General features: G+C 66.2%; 19 protein-coding genes and 2 pseudogenes. 14 read left to right on the top strand and 7 right to left on the bottom strand.

All coding sequences use genetic code 11. From position 1 onward, the window contains the following. Positions 1–62 precede the first annotated feature (62 nt). Entirely contained in the window at positions 63–944 is an 882-nt protein-coding gene (locus AC1U2B_RS03555; RefSeq protein ID WP_480215674.1) for an oxidoreductase, read from the top strand. 2 nt (positions 945–946) lie between these two features. Here the strand turns inward: AC1U2B_RS03555 and AC1U2B_RS03550 are convergent. Next, positions 947–1,570 (bottom strand): annotated as a pseudogene (locus AC1U2B_RS03550) (phosphoribosyltransferase); the annotation flags it as partial. A gap of 102 nt (positions 1,571–1,672) precedes the next feature. Between AC1U2B_RS03550 and AC1U2B_RS03545 the strand changes: the two are divergent. Next, a complete protein-coding gene (locus AC1U2B_RS03545) occupies positions 1,673–2,140 on the top strand; it encodes an MPT63 family protein (RefSeq protein WP_133763596.1) in 468 nt (155 codons plus the stop codon). Between the two features lie 33 nt (positions 2,141–2,173). Continuing rightward, positions 2,174–2,689, top strand: a complete 516-nt coding sequence (locus AC1U2B_RS03540; RefSeq protein WP_480215673.1) for an SRPBCC family protein — start codon at positions 2,174–2,176, stop codon at positions 2,687–2,689. On the opposite strand, the gene AC1U2B_RS03535 is transcribed toward AC1U2B_RS03540, so the two are convergent. Beyond that, entirely contained in the window at positions 2,677–4,227 is a 1,551-nt protein-coding gene (locus AC1U2B_RS03535; RefSeq protein WP_480215672.1) for a carboxylesterase/lipase family protein, read from the bottom strand. The genes AC1U2B_RS03540 and AC1U2B_RS03535 overlap by 13 nt on opposite strands. Before the next feature lie 32 nt (positions 4,228–4,259). On the opposite strand from AC1U2B_RS03535, the gene ypfJ reads away from it, so the two are divergent. Then, the gene (gene ypfJ / locus AC1U2B_RS03530; RefSeq protein ID WP_480215671.1) at positions 4,260–5,150 is read left to right on the top strand and encodes a KPN_02809 family neutral zinc metallopeptidase; all 891 of its coding nucleotides are present in this window, start codon (positions 4,260–4,262) and stop codon (positions 5,148–5,150) included. Between the two features lie 99 nt (positions 5,151–5,249). Here the strand turns inward: ypfJ and AC1U2B_RS03525 are convergent, their stop codons facing one another. Then, positions 5,250–6,488, bottom strand: coding sequence for an HNH endonuclease (locus tag AC1U2B_RS03525; RefSeq protein WP_480215670.1), 1,239 nt, complete (start codon positions 6,486–6,488; stop codon positions 5,250–5,252). A 257-nt stretch (positions 6,489–6,745) separates the two neighbouring features. Between AC1U2B_RS03525 and AC1U2B_RS03520 the strand changes: the two genes are divergently transcribed. From AC1U2B_RS03520 to AC1U2B_RS03495, 6 genes are read left to right on the top strand one after another with little or no spacing between them, the layout of a single operon-like run. After that, complete coding sequence (locus tag AC1U2B_RS03520; RefSeq protein WP_043988283.1) at positions 6,746–7,345, top strand: TetR/AcrR family transcriptional regulator; 600 nt, start codon at positions 6,746–6,748, stop codon at positions 7,343–7,345. After that, positions 7,342–8,901, top strand: a complete 1,560-nt coding sequence (locus tag AC1U2B_RS03515; protein WP_480215669.1) for a flavin-containing monooxygenase — start codon at positions 7,342–7,344, stop codon at positions 8,899–8,901. The genes AC1U2B_RS03520 and AC1U2B_RS03515 overlap by 4 nt, the downstream gene beginning before the upstream one ends. Further along, on the top strand, positions 8,898–9,719 hold the full coding sequence (locus tag AC1U2B_RS03510) for a mycofactocin-coupled SDR family oxidoreductase (RefSeq protein ID WP_480215668.1): 822 nt from the start codon (positions 8,898–8,900) through the stop codon (positions 9,717–9,719). Before AC1U2B_RS03515 ends, AC1U2B_RS03510 begins: the two co-directional genes overlap by 4 nt. Before the next feature lie 19 nt (positions 9,720–9,738). Next, complete coding sequence (locus AC1U2B_RS03505; protein ID WP_480215667.1) at positions 9,739–10,356, top strand: TetR/AcrR family transcriptional regulator; 618 nt, start codon at positions 9,739–9,741, stop codon at positions 10,354–10,356. A 49-nt stretch (positions 10,357–10,405) separates the two neighbouring features. Further along, positions 10,406–11,386: an Acg family FMN-binding oxidoreductase gene (locus AC1U2B_RS03500; RefSeq protein ID WP_480215666.1), complete on the top strand. Its 981-nt coding sequence runs from the start codon at positions 10,406–10,408 to the stop codon at positions 11,384–11,386. Positions 11,387–11,406: 20 nt separating this feature from the next. After that, positions 11,407–12,411 (top strand): zinc-binding alcohol dehydrogenase family protein, encoded by a 1,005-nt coding sequence (locus tag AC1U2B_RS03495; RefSeq protein ID WP_480215665.1) that lies wholly within the window; start codon positions 11,407–11,409, stop codon positions 12,409–12,411. Between the two features lies 1 nt (position 12,412). On the opposite strand, the gene AC1U2B_RS03490 is transcribed toward AC1U2B_RS03495, so the two are convergent. Both AC1U2B_RS03490 and AC1U2B_RS03485 read right to left on the bottom strand, forming a co-directional pair. Next, complete coding sequence (locus tag AC1U2B_RS03490; RefSeq protein WP_480215664.1) at positions 12,413–13,438, bottom strand: Rv2578c family radical SAM protein; 1,026 nt, start codon at positions 13,436–13,438, stop codon at positions 12,413–12,415. Positions 13,439–13,469: 31 nt separating this feature from the next. Further along, positions 13,470–14,066: a PAS and ANTAR domain-containing protein gene (locus AC1U2B_RS03485; protein WP_480215757.1), complete on the bottom strand. Its 597-nt coding sequence runs from the start codon at positions 14,064–14,066 to the stop codon at positions 13,470–13,472. Positions 14,067–14,259: 193 nt separating this feature from the next. Here AC1U2B_RS03485 and AC1U2B_RS03480 point away from each other — a divergent pair. The 4 genes and pseudogenes from AC1U2B_RS03480 to AC1U2B_RS03465 all read left to right on the top strand — a co-directional run. After that, positions 14,260–14,494, top strand: a pseudogene (locus tag AC1U2B_RS03480) (hypothetical protein); the annotation flags it as partial. Between the two features lie 54 nt (positions 14,495–14,548). Beyond that, entirely contained in the window at positions 14,549–14,848 is a 300-nt protein-coding gene (locus AC1U2B_RS03475; protein ID WP_480215663.1) for a hypothetical protein, read from the top strand. 67 nt (positions 14,849–14,915) lie between these two features. Then, on the top strand, positions 14,916–15,122 hold the full coding sequence (locus AC1U2B_RS03470; RefSeq protein WP_480215662.1) for a hypothetical protein: 207 nt from the start codon (positions 14,916–14,918) through the stop codon (positions 15,120–15,122). Positions 15,123–15,182: 60 nt separating this feature from the next. Then, complete coding sequence (locus AC1U2B_RS03465; protein ID WP_480215661.1) at positions 15,183–15,893, top strand: DoxX family protein; 711 nt, start codon at positions 15,183–15,185, stop codon at positions 15,891–15,893. 34 nt (positions 15,894–15,927) lie between these two features. On the opposite strand, the gene AC1U2B_RS03460 is transcribed toward AC1U2B_RS03465, so the two are convergent. Further along, positions 15,928–16,083: a DUF6131 family protein gene (locus AC1U2B_RS03460; RefSeq protein WP_480215660.1), complete on the bottom strand. Its 156-nt coding sequence runs from the start codon at positions 16,081–16,083 to the stop codon at positions 15,928–15,930. 24 nt (positions 16,084–16,107) lie between these two features. Further along, positions 16,108–16,317 (bottom strand): hypothetical protein, encoded by a 210-nt coding sequence (locus AC1U2B_RS03455; RefSeq protein ID WP_480215756.1) that lies wholly within the window; start codon positions 16,315–16,317, stop codon positions 16,108–16,110. Positions 16,318–16,402 lie beyond the last annotated feature (85 nt).

Below are 16,402 nucleotides of genomic sequence, written 5' to 3'. Positions count from 1 at the left end.
TCAAGAAGTCTGAATTCGAGCGCTAAGTCTAGAGGGGCGCCTCGACCGGTAATTTGGCGACAGTGAGCTTTGCCCTCGTAGGACCGGGTGCCATCGGATCGACGATCGCCGCACTGCTGTACGCGGCGGGCCGCGAGGTGCTGCTGTGCGGGCGGACGCCCCGCGGCGCCATCGAGGTTCGGGTGGACGGCAGCGCGCCGATCGTGCTGCCCGGCCCAGTGCACACCGATCCCGATACCGTCGCCGGACCGGTCGATGTGGTGCTGCTGGCGGTCAAGGACACCCAATACGCCGCGTCGGCGCCGTGGCTGGCCCGGCTGTGCGGTCCGGACACTGTCGTCTGCGCGCTCCAGAACGGTGTCGAACAAGCTGACAGGCTGCGCCCCTACTGCCCCGAATCTGCCGTCGTACCTGCGGCGATCTGGATTGCCGCGGAGACCCAACCCGAAGGCTGGGTGAAGGTGCTGCAGGCCCCGCGCCTGGTGCTGCCCGACGACCTTGCCGCGACGAGGCTGGCGGCGGCCATGGACGGCAGTGGGATCAACATCGAACTGGATCCGGACTTCCTCAGCGCTGCGTGGCGCAAGTTGTTGGTCAACGCCGTGGTGGGCTTCATGGTGCTGTCCGGCCGGCGCTCCGGGATGTTCCGGCGCGACGACGTCGCCGCAGTGGCCCGCAGGTATCTGGCCGAATGCCTGGCAGTCGCGCGGGCCGAGGGCGCGACACTGCCCGACAGCGTGGTCGACGAGATCGCCGACACGCTCAAGCAGGCGCCCACCGATATGGCGACGTCCATGCTGATCGACCGCGAAGCCGGCCGCCCACTGGAATGGGACATCCGAAACGGCGTCATCCAACGCAAGGGCGCCGCGCACGGCATCGCCACCCCGATCAGCGACGTGCTGGTGCCACTGTTGGCCGCGGCGAGTGACGGACCGGGTTAACGCAGCAGCCGGCGCACCTCGTCGTCGCTGACCTGGTCGAAATCGCAGTAGGACTCCCCCACTGCGGCGAACGGCGTCGGCAGGTCGGCGCAGACCACGTCGTCCGCGATCCCGGTCAGCTGCCGGCATGCCGACTCGGTGCCGACCGGGACCGCCACCACCAGCGTCCGCGGTCCGCTCTCCCGCACCACCTCGGCGGCCACGCGCATGCTGGCGCCGGTGGCCATGCCGTCATCGACGAGGATCACGGTCCGCCCCTTCACGTTGGGCGGTGGCCGCCCCTGGCGGTAGTCGGTTTCACGCCGCACCAACTCGCGGCCCTCGGCTTCGGCGACCTCGGACAGCGTCTGCTGCGAAATTTGTAGCGGCCCAACCACATCCTGATTGACGACGATGTGCCCACCACCGCCCAGCGCGCCCATGGCGTACTCCTCGTGACCGGGCACGCCCAGTTTCCGGACGACGCAGGCGTCCAGCGGCGCATCCAGCGCGGCAGCGATCTCCGACGCGACGGGCACCCCGCCGCGGGCCAGGCCGAGCACGAGGACATCGCGTCTGCCGCGGTACGCCGTCAGCAGACCGGCCAGTACGCGCCCTGCCTCTGCACGGTTACGAAAGACGCGCCTCGATAGATGGTTTCGCGTGCCTCAGATCCTATTCCCATCAGCGCCGTTGCGTGGTAATCCGTAATTGACACCAGCCAAATAAATAGCGTCGAGGAGGCAGAAGTGAAGCTCACCGGAACAGCTGTTGCGGTTCTCTCGGTGGTCGGCATCGCCAGTGCACCGATCGCGTCGTCGGCCGGCTATCCGCTCGTCGGCAAGCTCGGCAGCACCTTGAAGATGACCGACAGCGTCGGACAGGTCCAGCTGAGCTGGCAGGTATCTGACCTCAAGCCGAGCTCCGATGTCATGCCGGGCTATCCGGTCGCCGGAAAGCTGTGGGAGGCCACGGCCACTGTCCGCGCGCTGAGCGGCCCCGTCACCCCCGGTGTTTCGCAGTTCAACGCCGTCGCGCCGAACCGGGCCAGCTACCGCGTGCTCTGGATGGTCGCCAGCCCGATCAACATCAGCGGCGCAACCATTCCGCAGGGCGGGCAGTCGACCGGGAAGATTCACTTCGACGTCACCGGTGCCGCACCTACGACGGTGACGATGAACAACGGCATGGAAGACCTGATGGTCTGGACGCCGTGAACCAGTAGACACCCTGCTCTAGGGTGTCTACTCATGAAGACCTACCAGTGCGAGCCCGTCGGCGTCGACTTCATCGACAGCGCACCGTTCCGCTTCGTCAGCAAAGTCGAGCTGGCGATCAAACCGGAGCAGCTGTTCGAGGTCTTTTCCGATGAGACGTCCTGGCCGCGCTGGGCGACCCTGATCACCAACGTGGAGTGGACCAGCCCGAAACCGTACGGCGTGGGCACCACCCGTACGGTGACGATGCGCGGTCATATCGTCGGCGATGAGGAGTTCATCGGCTGGGAGCCGTTCTCCTACATGGCTTTCCGCTTCAACACCAGCACCTCCAACATGCTCTCGGCCTTCGCCGAGGGCTACACGGTCGAGGAAACCCCGGACGGTTGCCACCTGACGTGGGTGATGGCCATGAAGCCCAGCGGCCTCGCCGGTGAGCTGGGCATGCGGGCCGGGCGCCCGATGATGGCGTGGTTGTTCCAGCGGTTCCTGCACAACCTGCGCCGCTACTGTGACGAGCGCTACGGGGACGAGCGTTACGGCGCGTAGAGCCCTGCCCAGACCTGCCGGCGCACCTGGTCCGGGTCGTCGATGGTTTCGTCGCGCATCGAGCCGATGACCCTGGTGGCCCGCCGGTCGGTGTCGTAGGCCGGCCAATCGGCCATGCTGTCGCTCTTCGTGGCGAAGTCCAGCCGCTCGCGGGACGCGAAGTCCAGCCATAGCCGCTGCATCCGCCGGCCGACCGACGGCTGCACCTGACGGCCGAGCGGGTGCAGTATCCGGCCCATGTAGGAGCCGTAGCTGTGCTGGATGTGCACGATCTCGCTGCCGTGCGTCGCGCCGAGACCCAGCACCTTCAGCGTCCACGTGGTGTGGTCGAACCGGTAGACGTGCGTCGGCGCGTGCTGACTGTAGGCATCCGAGAAGGCCCACGTCGGGGCGCCGAACATGACGTCGGAGCCGATCCCGATCAGCGCCCGGCGCCGCGGATAGCTCGGATAGGCCTGCAGCACAGCTTCTTTCGCGTCCGGTGCGACGCGCGCGAAGTAGTCGTCGACCATCGGGACGGTGGTGGGCAGCATCGGCGGCTTGCCCCACGCGAACATCGACGCCTCGCGGCTGTTGGTGCCGACGATCAGCGGCACCTTCGCCACGGCCCCGGCCTGCGCGGCCGACACCGGATGCGCAGGTAGCAGGTCGACGCCGTAGGTCAGCCCGTAGGCCAGCTTCGGACTGTTGGCCGCGCTCTCCCCCTGCAGCTGTCCGGCGGCGCGGCGCAGTTGACGCTGCGGTAGCCCGACGATCTCGTCGACGGGGATGTCCAGGCGGCGCACGAACTCATGGGCCTGGCGGGCCCGGGTCTCGCGGTCGGCTATCAGCGGCAGCGCCGGACTCTGCGCGATGGCCCGGCCGAACAGTCCGTCGGCGGCGGGACTGGCCAGTAGCGCCAGCACTGATGTCGCACCGGCCGATTCGCCGAAGACGGTGACCTGGTCGGGGTCGCCGCCGAACGCGGCGATGTTGTCGCGCACCCATTGCAGTGCCGCGATCTGGTCCCGCAGGCACAGGTTGTCGTCGAATCCCGGGCCGAGGTCGCCGAGTTCGAAACCGCCGAACACGCCGAGTCGGTAGGTGACGTTGACGACCACCACGTCGCCGTTGGCCGCCAGCCGGGATCCGTTGTACAGCTGCAACTGACCGGCCCCGAACACGAAGGCGCCGCCGGGAATCCACACCATCACCGGCAGTGAGCCCGTCACATCGGGTGACCACACAGTGACGGTCAGGCAGGCTTCGTCCCGCATCTTGGGGTCGTCGCGCCCGCCGCCGACGAACGACTTGCCCTGCGGCGGGATGGGTCCGTGGTCGATGGCGTCACGAATGCCGGACCACGGGATCAGCGGTTGCGGAGCGCGGAACCGCAACGGCCCGACAGGCTGCTCGGCATAGCCGACGCCACGCCAGACGTGCACGTTGCCTTCGGTGGTGCCACGGAGGGCGCCCGCCACGGTGTGAACGATGGTCGAACGGTCAATGGTTTCGGGCTGGACGGCCACACTGGAAATCCTAGTGTGGAAAGCTGGCATCCAGTCGTATTCGAGGCCCGGACGGAGCGGTGATGACCTTCAACGAAGGTATGCAGATCGACACGAGCAATACGTCGACCAGCGGGGGTGGCGGTTTCGGCGGTCGTGGCATCGCGATCGGCGGCGGCATGGGTGGCTTGGTGATCGTGGTGGTCGCCATGTTCCTCGGGGTGGATCCGAGTTCGATTCTCGGCCAGCAGAACCAGGCGCCCCAGTCCAGCCAGGGATCCAGCGCTTACGACCTGAGCAAGTGCAAGACCGGCGCGGACGCCAACAAGTACCTGGAGTGCCGCATCGTGGCCACGGGCAACTCGGTGGACGGCGTGTGGTCGCAGCTGCTGAAGGGCTACACGCCGCCGAAGATTCGGCTGTTCCGCGGTCAGGTCAGCACTGCGTGCGGTCCGGCCGACACCTCGGTGGGCCCGTTCTACTGCCCCGGCGACAAGACGGCGTATTTCGACACCAGCTTCTTCCAGACCCTGGTCGACCAATTCGGTTCCAGCGGCGGGCCTTTGGCGCAGGAGTACGTGGTGGCGCACGAGTTCGGCCACCACGTCCAGAATCTGCTCGGTGACATCGGCAAGGCGCAGCGGGGGCCGAAGGGCGCCGAGGGCAACAGCGTCCGCACCGAGCTGCAGGCCGACTGCTACGCGGGCGTGTGGGCGCACTACGCCTCGACGGTCAAGCAGAAGAGCACGGGCGTCCCGTTTCTGCAGCCGTTGAGCGACAAGGACATTGCCGACGCCTTGTCGGCCGCCTCATCGGTCGGTGACGATCGCATCCAGAAGCAGGCCACCGGCCGCGTCAACCCGGAGTCGTGGACGCACGGATCGTCTGCCGAACGACAGAAGTGGTTCACCACCGGTTACCAGACCGGCGACCCCAAGCAGTGCGACACGTACAACGCACAGGAACTCGGTTAGGTCGCGTGACGGTGCCGGTAGGCCACGGGCCGACGACGCTCTGACATCCGCGGCCCCGGCCCGGCAACACTATTGAGTTGTCAAACTGCAGGTCGGGTGTCAGGCGGCCGCATCCAGTCGCATCGTGCGGCGGTTATAAGCGGGGACGGGTCGCCGGTGCGGGTCGACGGTGGCCGGTGGGATGAGCCACGGATGCTTGTCCATGCCCATGACGACGTCCCAGCCGTCGTGATGGATGTTGGCGCGACAGGCCGGGCAGAGCAGGCAGCCGTTGCTCAGGCTGGTTTCGCCGTGGTGGCTCCAATGCACGATGTGATGAGCATGGGTGCGCCCGGGAGGTGCGCCACATTTGATGCAGCACTGATCACGCAGATACAGCGCTTTGCGTAGGTGGGCCGGGAACAGGCGTTTCTCCCGCCCCATATCGAGGGGCACCTGTTCGCCGTCGACGATCACCGTGGTGACTGTGCTGTCGCAGGTTAGCCGGTCCAGGGTCAAGGCGGTGATCGGCCCCGTGAACTCCAACTCCGCCAGGTCCGGGGTGTCCGCGGGCACCGTCACCAACAACTGCGTACGCGGCGCCGACGCCACATCCCCACCACGGGCGGCGATATCCAACACCGCCTCCAACGCATCAGCACGCCGCCGCCCCGCCGACCGCACATCCGGGCTACCGTCCGGTTCGGGCCGCGGCGCCGACAACTCCTCCATCGCCGCCACGTACTTGGCGCCGACCTCGGCATCCAGGTCCGCGCGGATCTGTAGCCGTCCGTCACTGGTCACCCGATGGTCCACGGTGTTGATCGAGCGGTCCTCGGCCGCGGGCAAACCACCCTCGGCAGCGGCCACCCGATTCCCCAACCGACGGGCCCGGTCACCGATCTGGGCCGGAGTGGCCCCTGAGAAGAACTGCCCCAGCAGATCGGTGACCTGTTCAAACCGGGCCGCCTCATCGACAGGACCTGGCGACCGTGCCCGAATGTGATTGATGCCCTTCACGACCGCATCGACATGCTCACCCGAAATCGCCCCATCAGCAGCATGCGCCACCAAGGTCGGCAGCGACGGCAACGCACCACCAACACGCACCAACCGCTCAGCCACCGACGGTGCACACCCAAGACCGATCAACAGCTCCCGCGGCGTCCGCCCCTGCGACGACGCAACACCACACCGATCCAGCACTCCGGCGACCAACGCCGCCAGATGATCAACCACATTGCGCAACGCCAACAGCAGCCGCATCGCCGCCAGGGTGTCGTCCCTGGCCATGTCGGCGCGGACGAGCACGCCGCGGAGGGCGTCAAGGCTGGCGGTGAGTTCTCCCGTGATCCCCATACCTGATTGTATCGAACATACGTTCGAAGAGCAAGGGTTCGACGTTTTCGAACTTTCCGGCAGGCGCCAATTGCGAATCGGCATCTGCGGATAAATCAGAACCCCGGTGACGATGATCAGGTGAAGACACGGCCGCAGACGCTGAGCGACTCAACAAAACGCCTCGCGGCCCAACCGGGGCCAGGGGCACACCTCCCCAAAAACATCAGTTCCGCCATTCATTGACCACTTTGAACAAATTTCGTTAATGTGTGCAAATGCCCGCAAAGCCGCCGACGCCGCGCACCATCTCGCCGGCACTACTGGAAGCCACCGCGGAGACGCTTCATCGTTTGGGCCCAAGGCAATTCAGCCTCACCGCCGTCGCCGAAGCCGCAGGCGTCTCGCGCGGCACGGTATACAACGCGCTCGGCGGTCGTGACCACGCCATCGGCGTCGCGCTGGACCACCTGGCCTCGGCGTTCGTCGACGGCATGGCCACCGAGATCGACAAGCAGTCCACGCTGGCCGACCAGGTCGCCGCTGCCGCCGTCCTGATCTGCGCCCACCGGCAGAGCTCCCCCTCGGCACCGCAGAAGGGCATCAACGAGGGCATCGTCGTTCTGCTGTTGCGCAACATCGGCGAAGACCTGATGAAGCGTGCGGTCGAACTCTGGAAGCCGCGCGTCAAGGCCGCGCAACGCGACGGTGAAATCGGTGCCGGCGTCGACCCGGCCCGTGCCGGCGAGTGGATCGTCCGGGTGCTGCTGAGCTTCGAACTCCTGCCGCCCATCGGCGTCAACCTCGACAATCCCCGCGCCATCCGGCGCTTCGTCACCGACCACATCATCAACGGACTCACCGGAGAGACTCAATGACCACACCCGACCACGAAGTGGTCATCATCGGCGCAGGACCCGGCGGCATCGCCGCCGCGCACCTGTTGCAGCAGAAAGGTATTCACGACTTTCTCATCGTCGACCGCGGCGACGACTTCGGCGGCACCTGGCGCGACAACCACTACCCCGGACTCGCCGTCGACATCCCGTCACCGTGGTACCAGCTGTCGTTCGCGCCCAACCCCAACTGGAGCCGGTTCTTCGCGCCGGGGCCGGAGATCTACGCCTACCTCCGCGACACCGCCGACACGCTGGGGCTGCGTCCGCACCTGCGCGCCACCTCCGAGGTGCTGCGCCAGCAGTGGGACGACGACGCCGGCCTGTGGCGGCTGTCCATCCGCAACCAGCCGGACGTGACGGCACGGTTCCTGATCAGCTCGGTCGGCGGCTATGTCAATGCCAAGAACGTCATCGACATCGACGGCATCGAGGACTTCGAGGGCACCATCATGCGCCCCAACGCCTGGGACGACGACTACGACGTCCGCGGCAAGCGGGTCGCGGTGATCGGCACCGGCTCCAGCGGCGTGCAGATCACCGGCGCATTGTCCGGGGTCGCCGCGAATCTCGATGTGTATCAACGCACTCCGGCATGGGTACTACCCAAGGTCGACTTCGACATCCCGCCATGGCTGCGGCGGCTGTTCAAGGTGCCCGGCTTCGTCACCGCGATCAACATCTTCGGCCGGCTGCTGATGGACGCCACGATGGTCGTACCGATCATCCACGTCTTCTCCCGGCTGCCGCGCAAGGTGCTGACCAAGCTCATGCCCCTGTACGACGGCAACAGCCGCAACCTCTATCGGCTGCTGCTGCGCACCACCGTGCAAGACCCGGCAACGCGGAAAGCACTGCTGCCCCGCTACGGAATCATGGCAAAGCGTCCGGTGATCTCCAGCTCGTTCCTGCCGGCGCTGAACCATCCCGATACGCACCTGATCACGACTCCCATCGAGCGGATCACCCGCGACGGCGTTCGCACCGTCGACGGCGTGGACCATCCGGCAGACCTGCTGGTCACCGCCACCGGCTACGAACTGTGGACCGACCCGGAAACCTATCGACCCGGAACCATCCTGGGCACAAACGGATTCGACCTCGCCGAGTACTACCGCGCCCACGGACTGCACGCCTACGCCGGCACCGCCCACCCCCGGCTGCCGAACAGGTGGGAGATCGTCGGTCCGCTCGGGTTCGTCGGCTTCGCCTGGATGGACTGGGTCGAAACCGTGGCCGCCCATGCGGTTCGGCTGATCGACGAAGCCCGCCGGAACGACGCGCCGGTCGTCGCGGTGAGCAACGACGCGTTCCACAAGTGGAACGCCCTGATGGACCGGCGCGGTCGCACCGCCCACACGTACTACACCCGCGCTACCGAACTCAACACCTATTTCGTCAACTCCCAGCACGAGACGCCGTACTACCGACCGCAAACAATCACCGGCTCAAGGATTTTCGCGCGGCGCTCGCCGCTCACGGACTACGAGTTCAGCGACGTCCGGGCCACCACGATGAGTGAGGAACTCAGCGCATGACCGATCAACCATTGGCCGGCAAGGTCGCCTTTGTCACCGGAGCCGCTCGGGGACAGGGTCGTTCGCATTGCGTCCGGCTGGCTCGAGCCGGAGCCGACATCGTCGCGATCGACGCCTGCGCACCCGTGGCCGCGGCCAACGGGTACGAGCCCGCGACGCCGGCGGACCTGGTCGAGACGGTCAATCTCGTTGAGGGCGAGGGCCGCAAGATCTACGCCAAGGAAATCGACGTCCGGGACGCCGAAGGCCAGCAGCGAGTGGTCGCGGAAACCATCGAGCAGTTCGGCCGGCTGGACATCGTCGTCGCCAACGCGGGCGTGCTGAACTGGGGTCGCCTCTGGGAGATTTCCCAGCAGCAGTGGCAGGACACCCTGGACATCAACCTGACCGGAATGTGGAACACCATCCGGGCCGTGGTGCCGGCGATGATCGAGGCCGGCAACGGCGGCTCGATCATCGCCACCAGCTCAGCCGCCGGGATCAAGGCGGTCCCGGGCTGCGGACACTATTGCGCCACCAAATTCGGGGTCGTGGGGATGATCAATTCGCTGGCCGTCGAGCTGGGCGAGTTCGGGATCCGGGTGAACTCGATTCACCCGTACGGCACCGACACCCCGATGGGCATGGACGTGTCGATGTACCAGGTCCTGCAGGACCATCCGCAGTACATCCACAGCTTCTCCCCCGGCGCCCTGCCGACGGATTCGCTGATCAAGCCGGATCAGATCTCCGACATCGTGGTGTGGCTGGCCGGCGACGCGTCGTCGTTGGTAACGGCTGCGCAGATCCCGGCAGACAAGGGATATCTCAAGATTTGACCGGGTAACCTCAGTCGCCATGGCGAAATCGACCGCCGGAGTGGCAAACAACAGTTTCGACGGTGAGACGCGCGCCAGACAGTTCATGCGCTCGGCGCTCGACATCCTCGGTGAGACCGGCCGCACGGAGTTCACCGTGCTCCAGGTCGTGGAACGTTCGAAGACCTCGTTGCGGGCTTTCTATCAGCACTTCGCCACGAAGGACGAGTTGGTACTTGCGCTGATCGACGCGATGCTGACCGAGTTCGTCACGACATGGCAAGCCGAAGCAGCGGAGCTGGAGCCCGCGGCGGCGCTGCGCGCGCTGGTCGACCGCATCTGCGTACCGCCCGCGTCCAGCACGCAGGACAGCATCAATCGCGGGCTGACCTTCTACCACGATCGCCTGGCCGAGACGATGCCCGACGACTACGGCCGGGTGCTGACACCGCTGCACGCACTCATCGTCGACATCCTCGAACGCGGCACCGCCGATGGCACCTTCCGGCCGGGCCTGGATATCGAAACCTCCGCGGCACTGGTCATGCAGACCATCTTCGGCGCCCTCCGGTTGCGTGCGCTGGGTCCAGGACTCGAACTCACCCCGATCGGCAGCGACCGCATCTACGCGTTCTGCCTGCGCGCGTTGGAAAGATGATGACTTCTGGCCCTGTCTGAGCCGGCCCGCGGCCGGGCAGTGTGGGCTCATGACGAAAACCGCCATCGCACTTCGGGACCTCAAGGACGCAGTCCATTCGGCATGCCGCGCCCCGTCATTCCACAACAGCCAGCCGTGGACCTGGGTGCTGGAATCGACGACCTTACGGCTGTTCCTCGATCCCGATCACCTGGTGGACACCGATGGCTCCGGCCGACAGGCGCTGCTGAGCTGCGGGGCCGCGCTCGACCATCTGCGGGTGGTCGCGGCGGCACGCGGCTGGGACATCCTGGTAGACCGCTTTCCGAACCCGAACAACCGGAACCACCTGGCGGACATCGAGTTCCGACAGTCTGCCGGCGTCACAGCGGCACAGCGCCGGGACGCTGACGCAGTTGCGGTCCGGCGGTCCGACCGGCTGCCCTACGACCCGGTGGAGGATCCGTCGGCGTTCGAGATGATGCTGCGGCTGGCCGTCGAGGACCGCCCCACCCACGTCGACCTGATTGCGCCGCAGCAACGTAGCGAGGTGGCCAATGCCTCCCATCTCGCAGAGGCGCTGCGCATGTACGACACCGCGTATCATGCCGAATTGGCGTGGTGGACCGCACCTTTCGGGGCAACCACCGGGATACCGCACAGCGCGCTGGTTTCGGCCGCCGAATCCGACCGGGTCGAGGTCGGACGCACCTTCCCCGTCACGCACAACCGGGAACGGCGCCAACATACCGGGGACGACCAGGCCACCATCGTGGTGATCTCGGCGTTCGACGACACCGCGCGGGACATCCTGGCGTGCGGGGAGACGTTGTCGGCGGTGCTGATCGAAGCCACAGCCGCGGGGCTCGCCAGTTGCACCCTCACCCACGTGACCGAACACCCCGCCACTCGCGACATCATCAGCAAGCTCACCGGGCACCCCCTACCGCAGGTACTGGTACGGATCGGAAACGCGCCGGCGCTGGACGACGTCCCACCGCCGACACCGCGCCGTCCACTGGCGGACGTTTTTCACGTCCGGCTCGAATGACGGCGACGTAGGCTGGGCCCATGCGTGCATGGCGAGTGCGTACGCCCGCGCCGATCGATCGCGGCCCGCTCGAATTCTGCACCGCCGCAGTCCCTGAACCCGGTGCCGACGAAGTGCTCATCGCCGTGCGGGCGTGCGGCGTATGCCGTACCGACCTCCACATCGCCGAAGGCGACCTGCCGGTCCACCGGCCGTCGGTCACCCCTGGCCACGAAGTGGTGGGCGAGGTGGTGGCGATAGCCGAACACACGGACACCGACCTCGTCGTCGGTGATCGGGTCGGCGTGGCCTGGCTCAGGCAGACCTGCGGACGCTGCCGGTTCTGCCTGCGCGGAGCGGAGAACCTGTGCCCACAGTCGCGCTACACCGGCTGGGACGCCGATGGTGGTTACGCCGAATTTCTCACGGCGCCAGCCGACTACGTCCACCGCTTGCCCGCGGGATACACCGATGCCGAACTCGCCCCGCTGCTGTGCGCCGGCATCATCGGCTACCGGTCGCTGCTCCGCGCCGACCTACCCGTCGGCGGCCGGCTCGGAATCTACGGCTTCGGCGGAAGTGCGCACATCACCGCCCAGGTGGCGCTCACCCGCGGTGCCGAGGTACACGTCATGACCCGCGGTGAGGCCGCACAACAGCTGGCGCTCGAGCTCGGTGCCGCCTCGGCCCAGGGCGCCACGGCGCGGCCACCGGTCGAGCTGGACGCCGCCATCCTGTTCGCCCCCGTGGGCGATCTGGTGTTGCCGGCGCTGGAGGCCTTGGACCGCGGCGGCACGCTGGCGATTGCCGGCATCCATCTCAGTGATATTCCGGTGCTGAACTACCAGCGGCACCTGTTCCAGGAACGCCAGGTGCGATCGGTGGCATCGAACACCCGCGCCGACGCCCGAGAATTTCTCGCCTTCGCCGGCGCCCATCGCATCCAGGTCACCACCCCGACCTACCCGTTGGATCAGGCGGACCGCGCCCTGGGGGATCTGGCCGCTGGTCGAATCTCGGGCGCCGCAGTGCTCCACGTCGGCTGAGTCAGAACAACGCAGGCTGCACCGCCCCGGCGGCCMCTGCCGCCGGGGCGGTACGCACGGTGTCAGGTCTGTGTCCGCTGCCGCCGAGGCCGTACCGGGCAACCAGCGGTGCCACTCGGGTACGTAACCGTTCGCGGTACTCCGGTCCGAGATACGCACCGCGCCCATACAATTCGCGATATCTGGGCAGCAGTTCCGGATATGCCGAGCCCAGCCATGCCAGGAACCATCCGCGCGTCGCGCCGCGCAGATGCAGCCCGAACACCGTCACGCCGGTGGCACCGGCCGCCGCGATCCGCGACAACAGCGCATCCAGATGTGATTCCGAGTCGGTCAGGTACGGCAACACCGGCGCCACCATCACATGGCAGCCAAGGCCCGCCTCGGCGATCGCCGAAATCAGCTCCAGCCGCGCGGCGGGCGTGGGCGTTCCGGGCTCGACCGACCGGTGCAGGTCCGGGTCCAACATCGCCAGCGACACCGCGACGCTGACCCCGACCCGCGTTCCCGCATCGACGATCAGCGGCAGGTCGCGCCGCAACAGCGTGCCCTTGGTCAGGATCGAGAAAGGGGTCCCGGAATCAGCCAGCGCCGCAATGATTCCCGGCATCAGCGCATATCGCCCCTCGGCCCGCTGATAGGGATCGGTGTTGGTGCCCAACGCGACCGCATCGCGCGTCCACGACCTCCGAAAGAGCTCCCGCCGCAACACTTCTGCGACGTTCGTCTTCACCACGAGTTCACGGTCGAAGTCATTTCCGGAGTCGAAGTCCAGGTACTCGTGGGTGGGCCGCGCGAAGCAGTACCGGCAGGCATGCGAGCAGCCGCGGTAGGCGTTGACGGTGTACCGGAACGGCAGGTTCGACGCTTCCGGCACCTTGTTCAACGCCGACTTGCAGAGCACCTCATGGAACGTGATGCCATCGAACTTCGGCACCCGGATGCTGCGTACCAACCCGAGACGTTCCAGGCCCGGCAGGGCCCCGTCCGCTTCGGCCCGCGTCACCGCCTGCCCGTCCCACCGCATACCTACATTCGAACAATTGTTCGACTACTTGTCAAGCCTCGTCATCATCGTCATCACCGGGACCGTCGACGAGCAACAGATGGTCGATCGCGGTGACGGTCTCGGGAGCCAGGCCCTCGTGAATCACCGCCTCCAGCAACCGGGTGGCGACAGTCCGGAGCTTCGTCTGGGTGGCCTGCGAACGCCATTTCAGAATCTCGAAGGCGCGATCATCGTCGATTCCGTAGGCCGCCATGAGGATGCCCTTGGCCTGATCGATCACAGCGCGCGATTCCACCACCGAGGCCATCGCCACGGTGAGATCGGACTGGATACCGGCCGTGACATCGATGTAGTAGCCGTGGGTACCGATCGTCTCGCCGGCATCGTCGGTCATCCGGTCGCTGACCACGACGACCCAGTGGATTTTCCCCTCTGCATCGACGATGCGATGCCGGCTGCTGAACAGGCCACCGGTCTGGACCCGCTTGAGAATCTCGGCGACTTTGGCGCGGTCGTCCGGATGCTTGTGGCTCAGCAGCAACTCGGTGGTGGGCTCCACTTCCCCCAGCGCGTAGCCGTGCATTCGGGCGACCGCCGCGGACCACACCCACCTCTGGTCGGCAAGAAGAAACTGAAAGCTACCCACATGCTGGCTGTCGCCGCCGCTGAATACGGCAGCGACGTCCCAGGATTCGGAGTCGGCGATCTCGCCGTTAGATTTAGTCATATCGTTGTTGGGTGGCAGGGAGCCGAGCAATATATTAACGCGATCCAGGGATTGTCCGCCCCGCATGCCAGGTAACAGCCCAGCTCTGCCGCCGTTTAGTGCCGGCGCGCTGGGGTACCCGAGGCGATTGCTGTGGGCTGTCGAGTGTGCCGCCGGCCAGCCGATTGCGGCACGACTTCACCGAACTGCCCCGAATCCGTTCGGAGCGAACGGCTTTCGATCTGCACTATCCTCACACGACTGAGCGGATGCACGCCGAGGCGCATGTGGGGCGCGATCATGAGATCGCGTCCCCACCGAGGACCCGGTGCACCACCGGTCAAACTGGCCAGTGTCAGCGGGTGTAGAACACCGCAGCAGCGGGCATTACAACACTGAGGACTCATCCCCAGGAGGCATTGATGAAAGACCCAGTCGACCATGTCCGTACCACCCGGCCCCACGCCGGTGAGTCGTTCAAGGACGGCCAGAACGCTCCTGGCCTCTTGGCCGTAGCCGTGGCGGTGGTCGTTCTCGTGGTCAGCTTGTACTTCTTCGCGACCGGCCAACCGATGATCGGCGGCACCACCCTGATCATCGCGCTGGTCCTTGGCTTCGTGGGCGGCTGGTGGCTGTCCATGACGCATCGCCGGGTGCGGCACCGTGAACTGGAGTACCTCGACGCGCGTCCCGGTGCACCCCGCACTCCGCCGACCAGTTGACGCGTCAGGCTTCGGCTCGTAACACGCGGCGTGTTTTCTGGCGTCCGTGCCGGGTATCCCCTATGTCATGAGAGAAGAAAAGGTCACTGACGCGGTTCCTGATGCAGACGCCGCCGAGCAGTCGCGCGACGTACTCGAACAAGTACCCGACGACGAGGCCGCCGTGACCGGCAGCGACAACCCACCGATGGAGGCCGCGCCACATGACTGGCTGGACCAGATCGAAGACATCGAAATCGACGCCGACGAAGACGACTTCGGACGCGATGCGTGACATGTTGACACGAGTCGGCCGACGATGTTTGGCCCAGTGCTGACTGGGAATCCAACCGCCATGATCATTCGTAGGATCGCCCGCCCGCTACTGGCAACCGCCTTCATCGGGCAGGGCGTCGAGACCCTGTTGAACATCGACTCAGGTGCCGAGGTCGTGCGTCCCACGCTCGACGGCCTCCGGGACATGCCCGACCCGGTGGCCCGCAACGTTCCGTCCAACGCGGCTGCGGTAGCGCGCGTGACCGCGGCTTCCCAGGTCGTCGGCGGACTGTTGCTGGCAACAGGCCGCATACCTCGAGTCGCTTCAGCGGTACTCGCGGCGACGGTCATCCCCGCGAATCTCGGCAATCACATGTTCTGGACCGAGGACGACCCCGAAGCAAAGGCCGAGAAGCGTCGTGCGTTCCTGGCCGATGTCAGCCTGGTCGGCGGCCTGATCCTGGCCTCGGCGGACACCGCCGGAAAGCCGTCACTGGGCTGGCGCGGCCGTCGGGCAGGACACCGGGTGGTCGAAACACTTTCCTCTGCAATGCCTTCCAGTAATGACGGCCCGCTGTCCCGCGTCCCGGAATTGAGCGAGAAGGTCGGTCACAGCGTGCAAACCGGGTTCGAGCACGGACGTGAACTCGCCGGCGTCGCGCTCGACAAGTTGGAGAGAACTGCAGAAAAAACTGCTCCGCTGGCCGAGTCCGCGTACCGCAAGGCAAGTGAGCGCGCCAGTGAATTGGCCGGCACCGCACGCGAACTCACGGCAAAGGCCCGGGCCTGAGCCCGAGCCTTTGCCGTCAGCCTCAACGAGTAGGTCAATACCAGGTACGCCTGCCACCGACTGCATGGCCGGCGGCTCCGAGCATCCAGAACACCGCACCTACCACGACGAGCACGATGCCCAAGACCCACAAAAGGTAGATGTTGAAGACGAAGCCCAAGATGAGCAGGACAACTCCCAGAGCAATCATGATGACCGTTTCCTTATCTCTTAATTACCGCATCGAACTTGGTTGGGGCAGACGACAATCGACCACCTTTGGGTTGACCCCGGCGTAATTCAACGGTCCGGCGATCACCGTCAAGGCGATGCGGCCGGCCGTTCCGCAGCTGGCATCGCCACCGCGGAAGTAGTCACGCTGCCACGCGGCCAGTACACCGACCAGCAGCCAGACCAGCACTATGACGCCAACGCTTCCTCGCAACATCGCTCCTCCTACATCGGCCTGGATGGCCTCATGAGGGTGAGTACCCCAGCGTTGCCAACGGCAAACTAACGCGGACGATAAC

This window comes from Mycolicibacterium sp. P4_G11, assembly GCF_056555145.1.
This window is presented reverse-complemented; position numbering and strand designations above follow the sequence as displayed.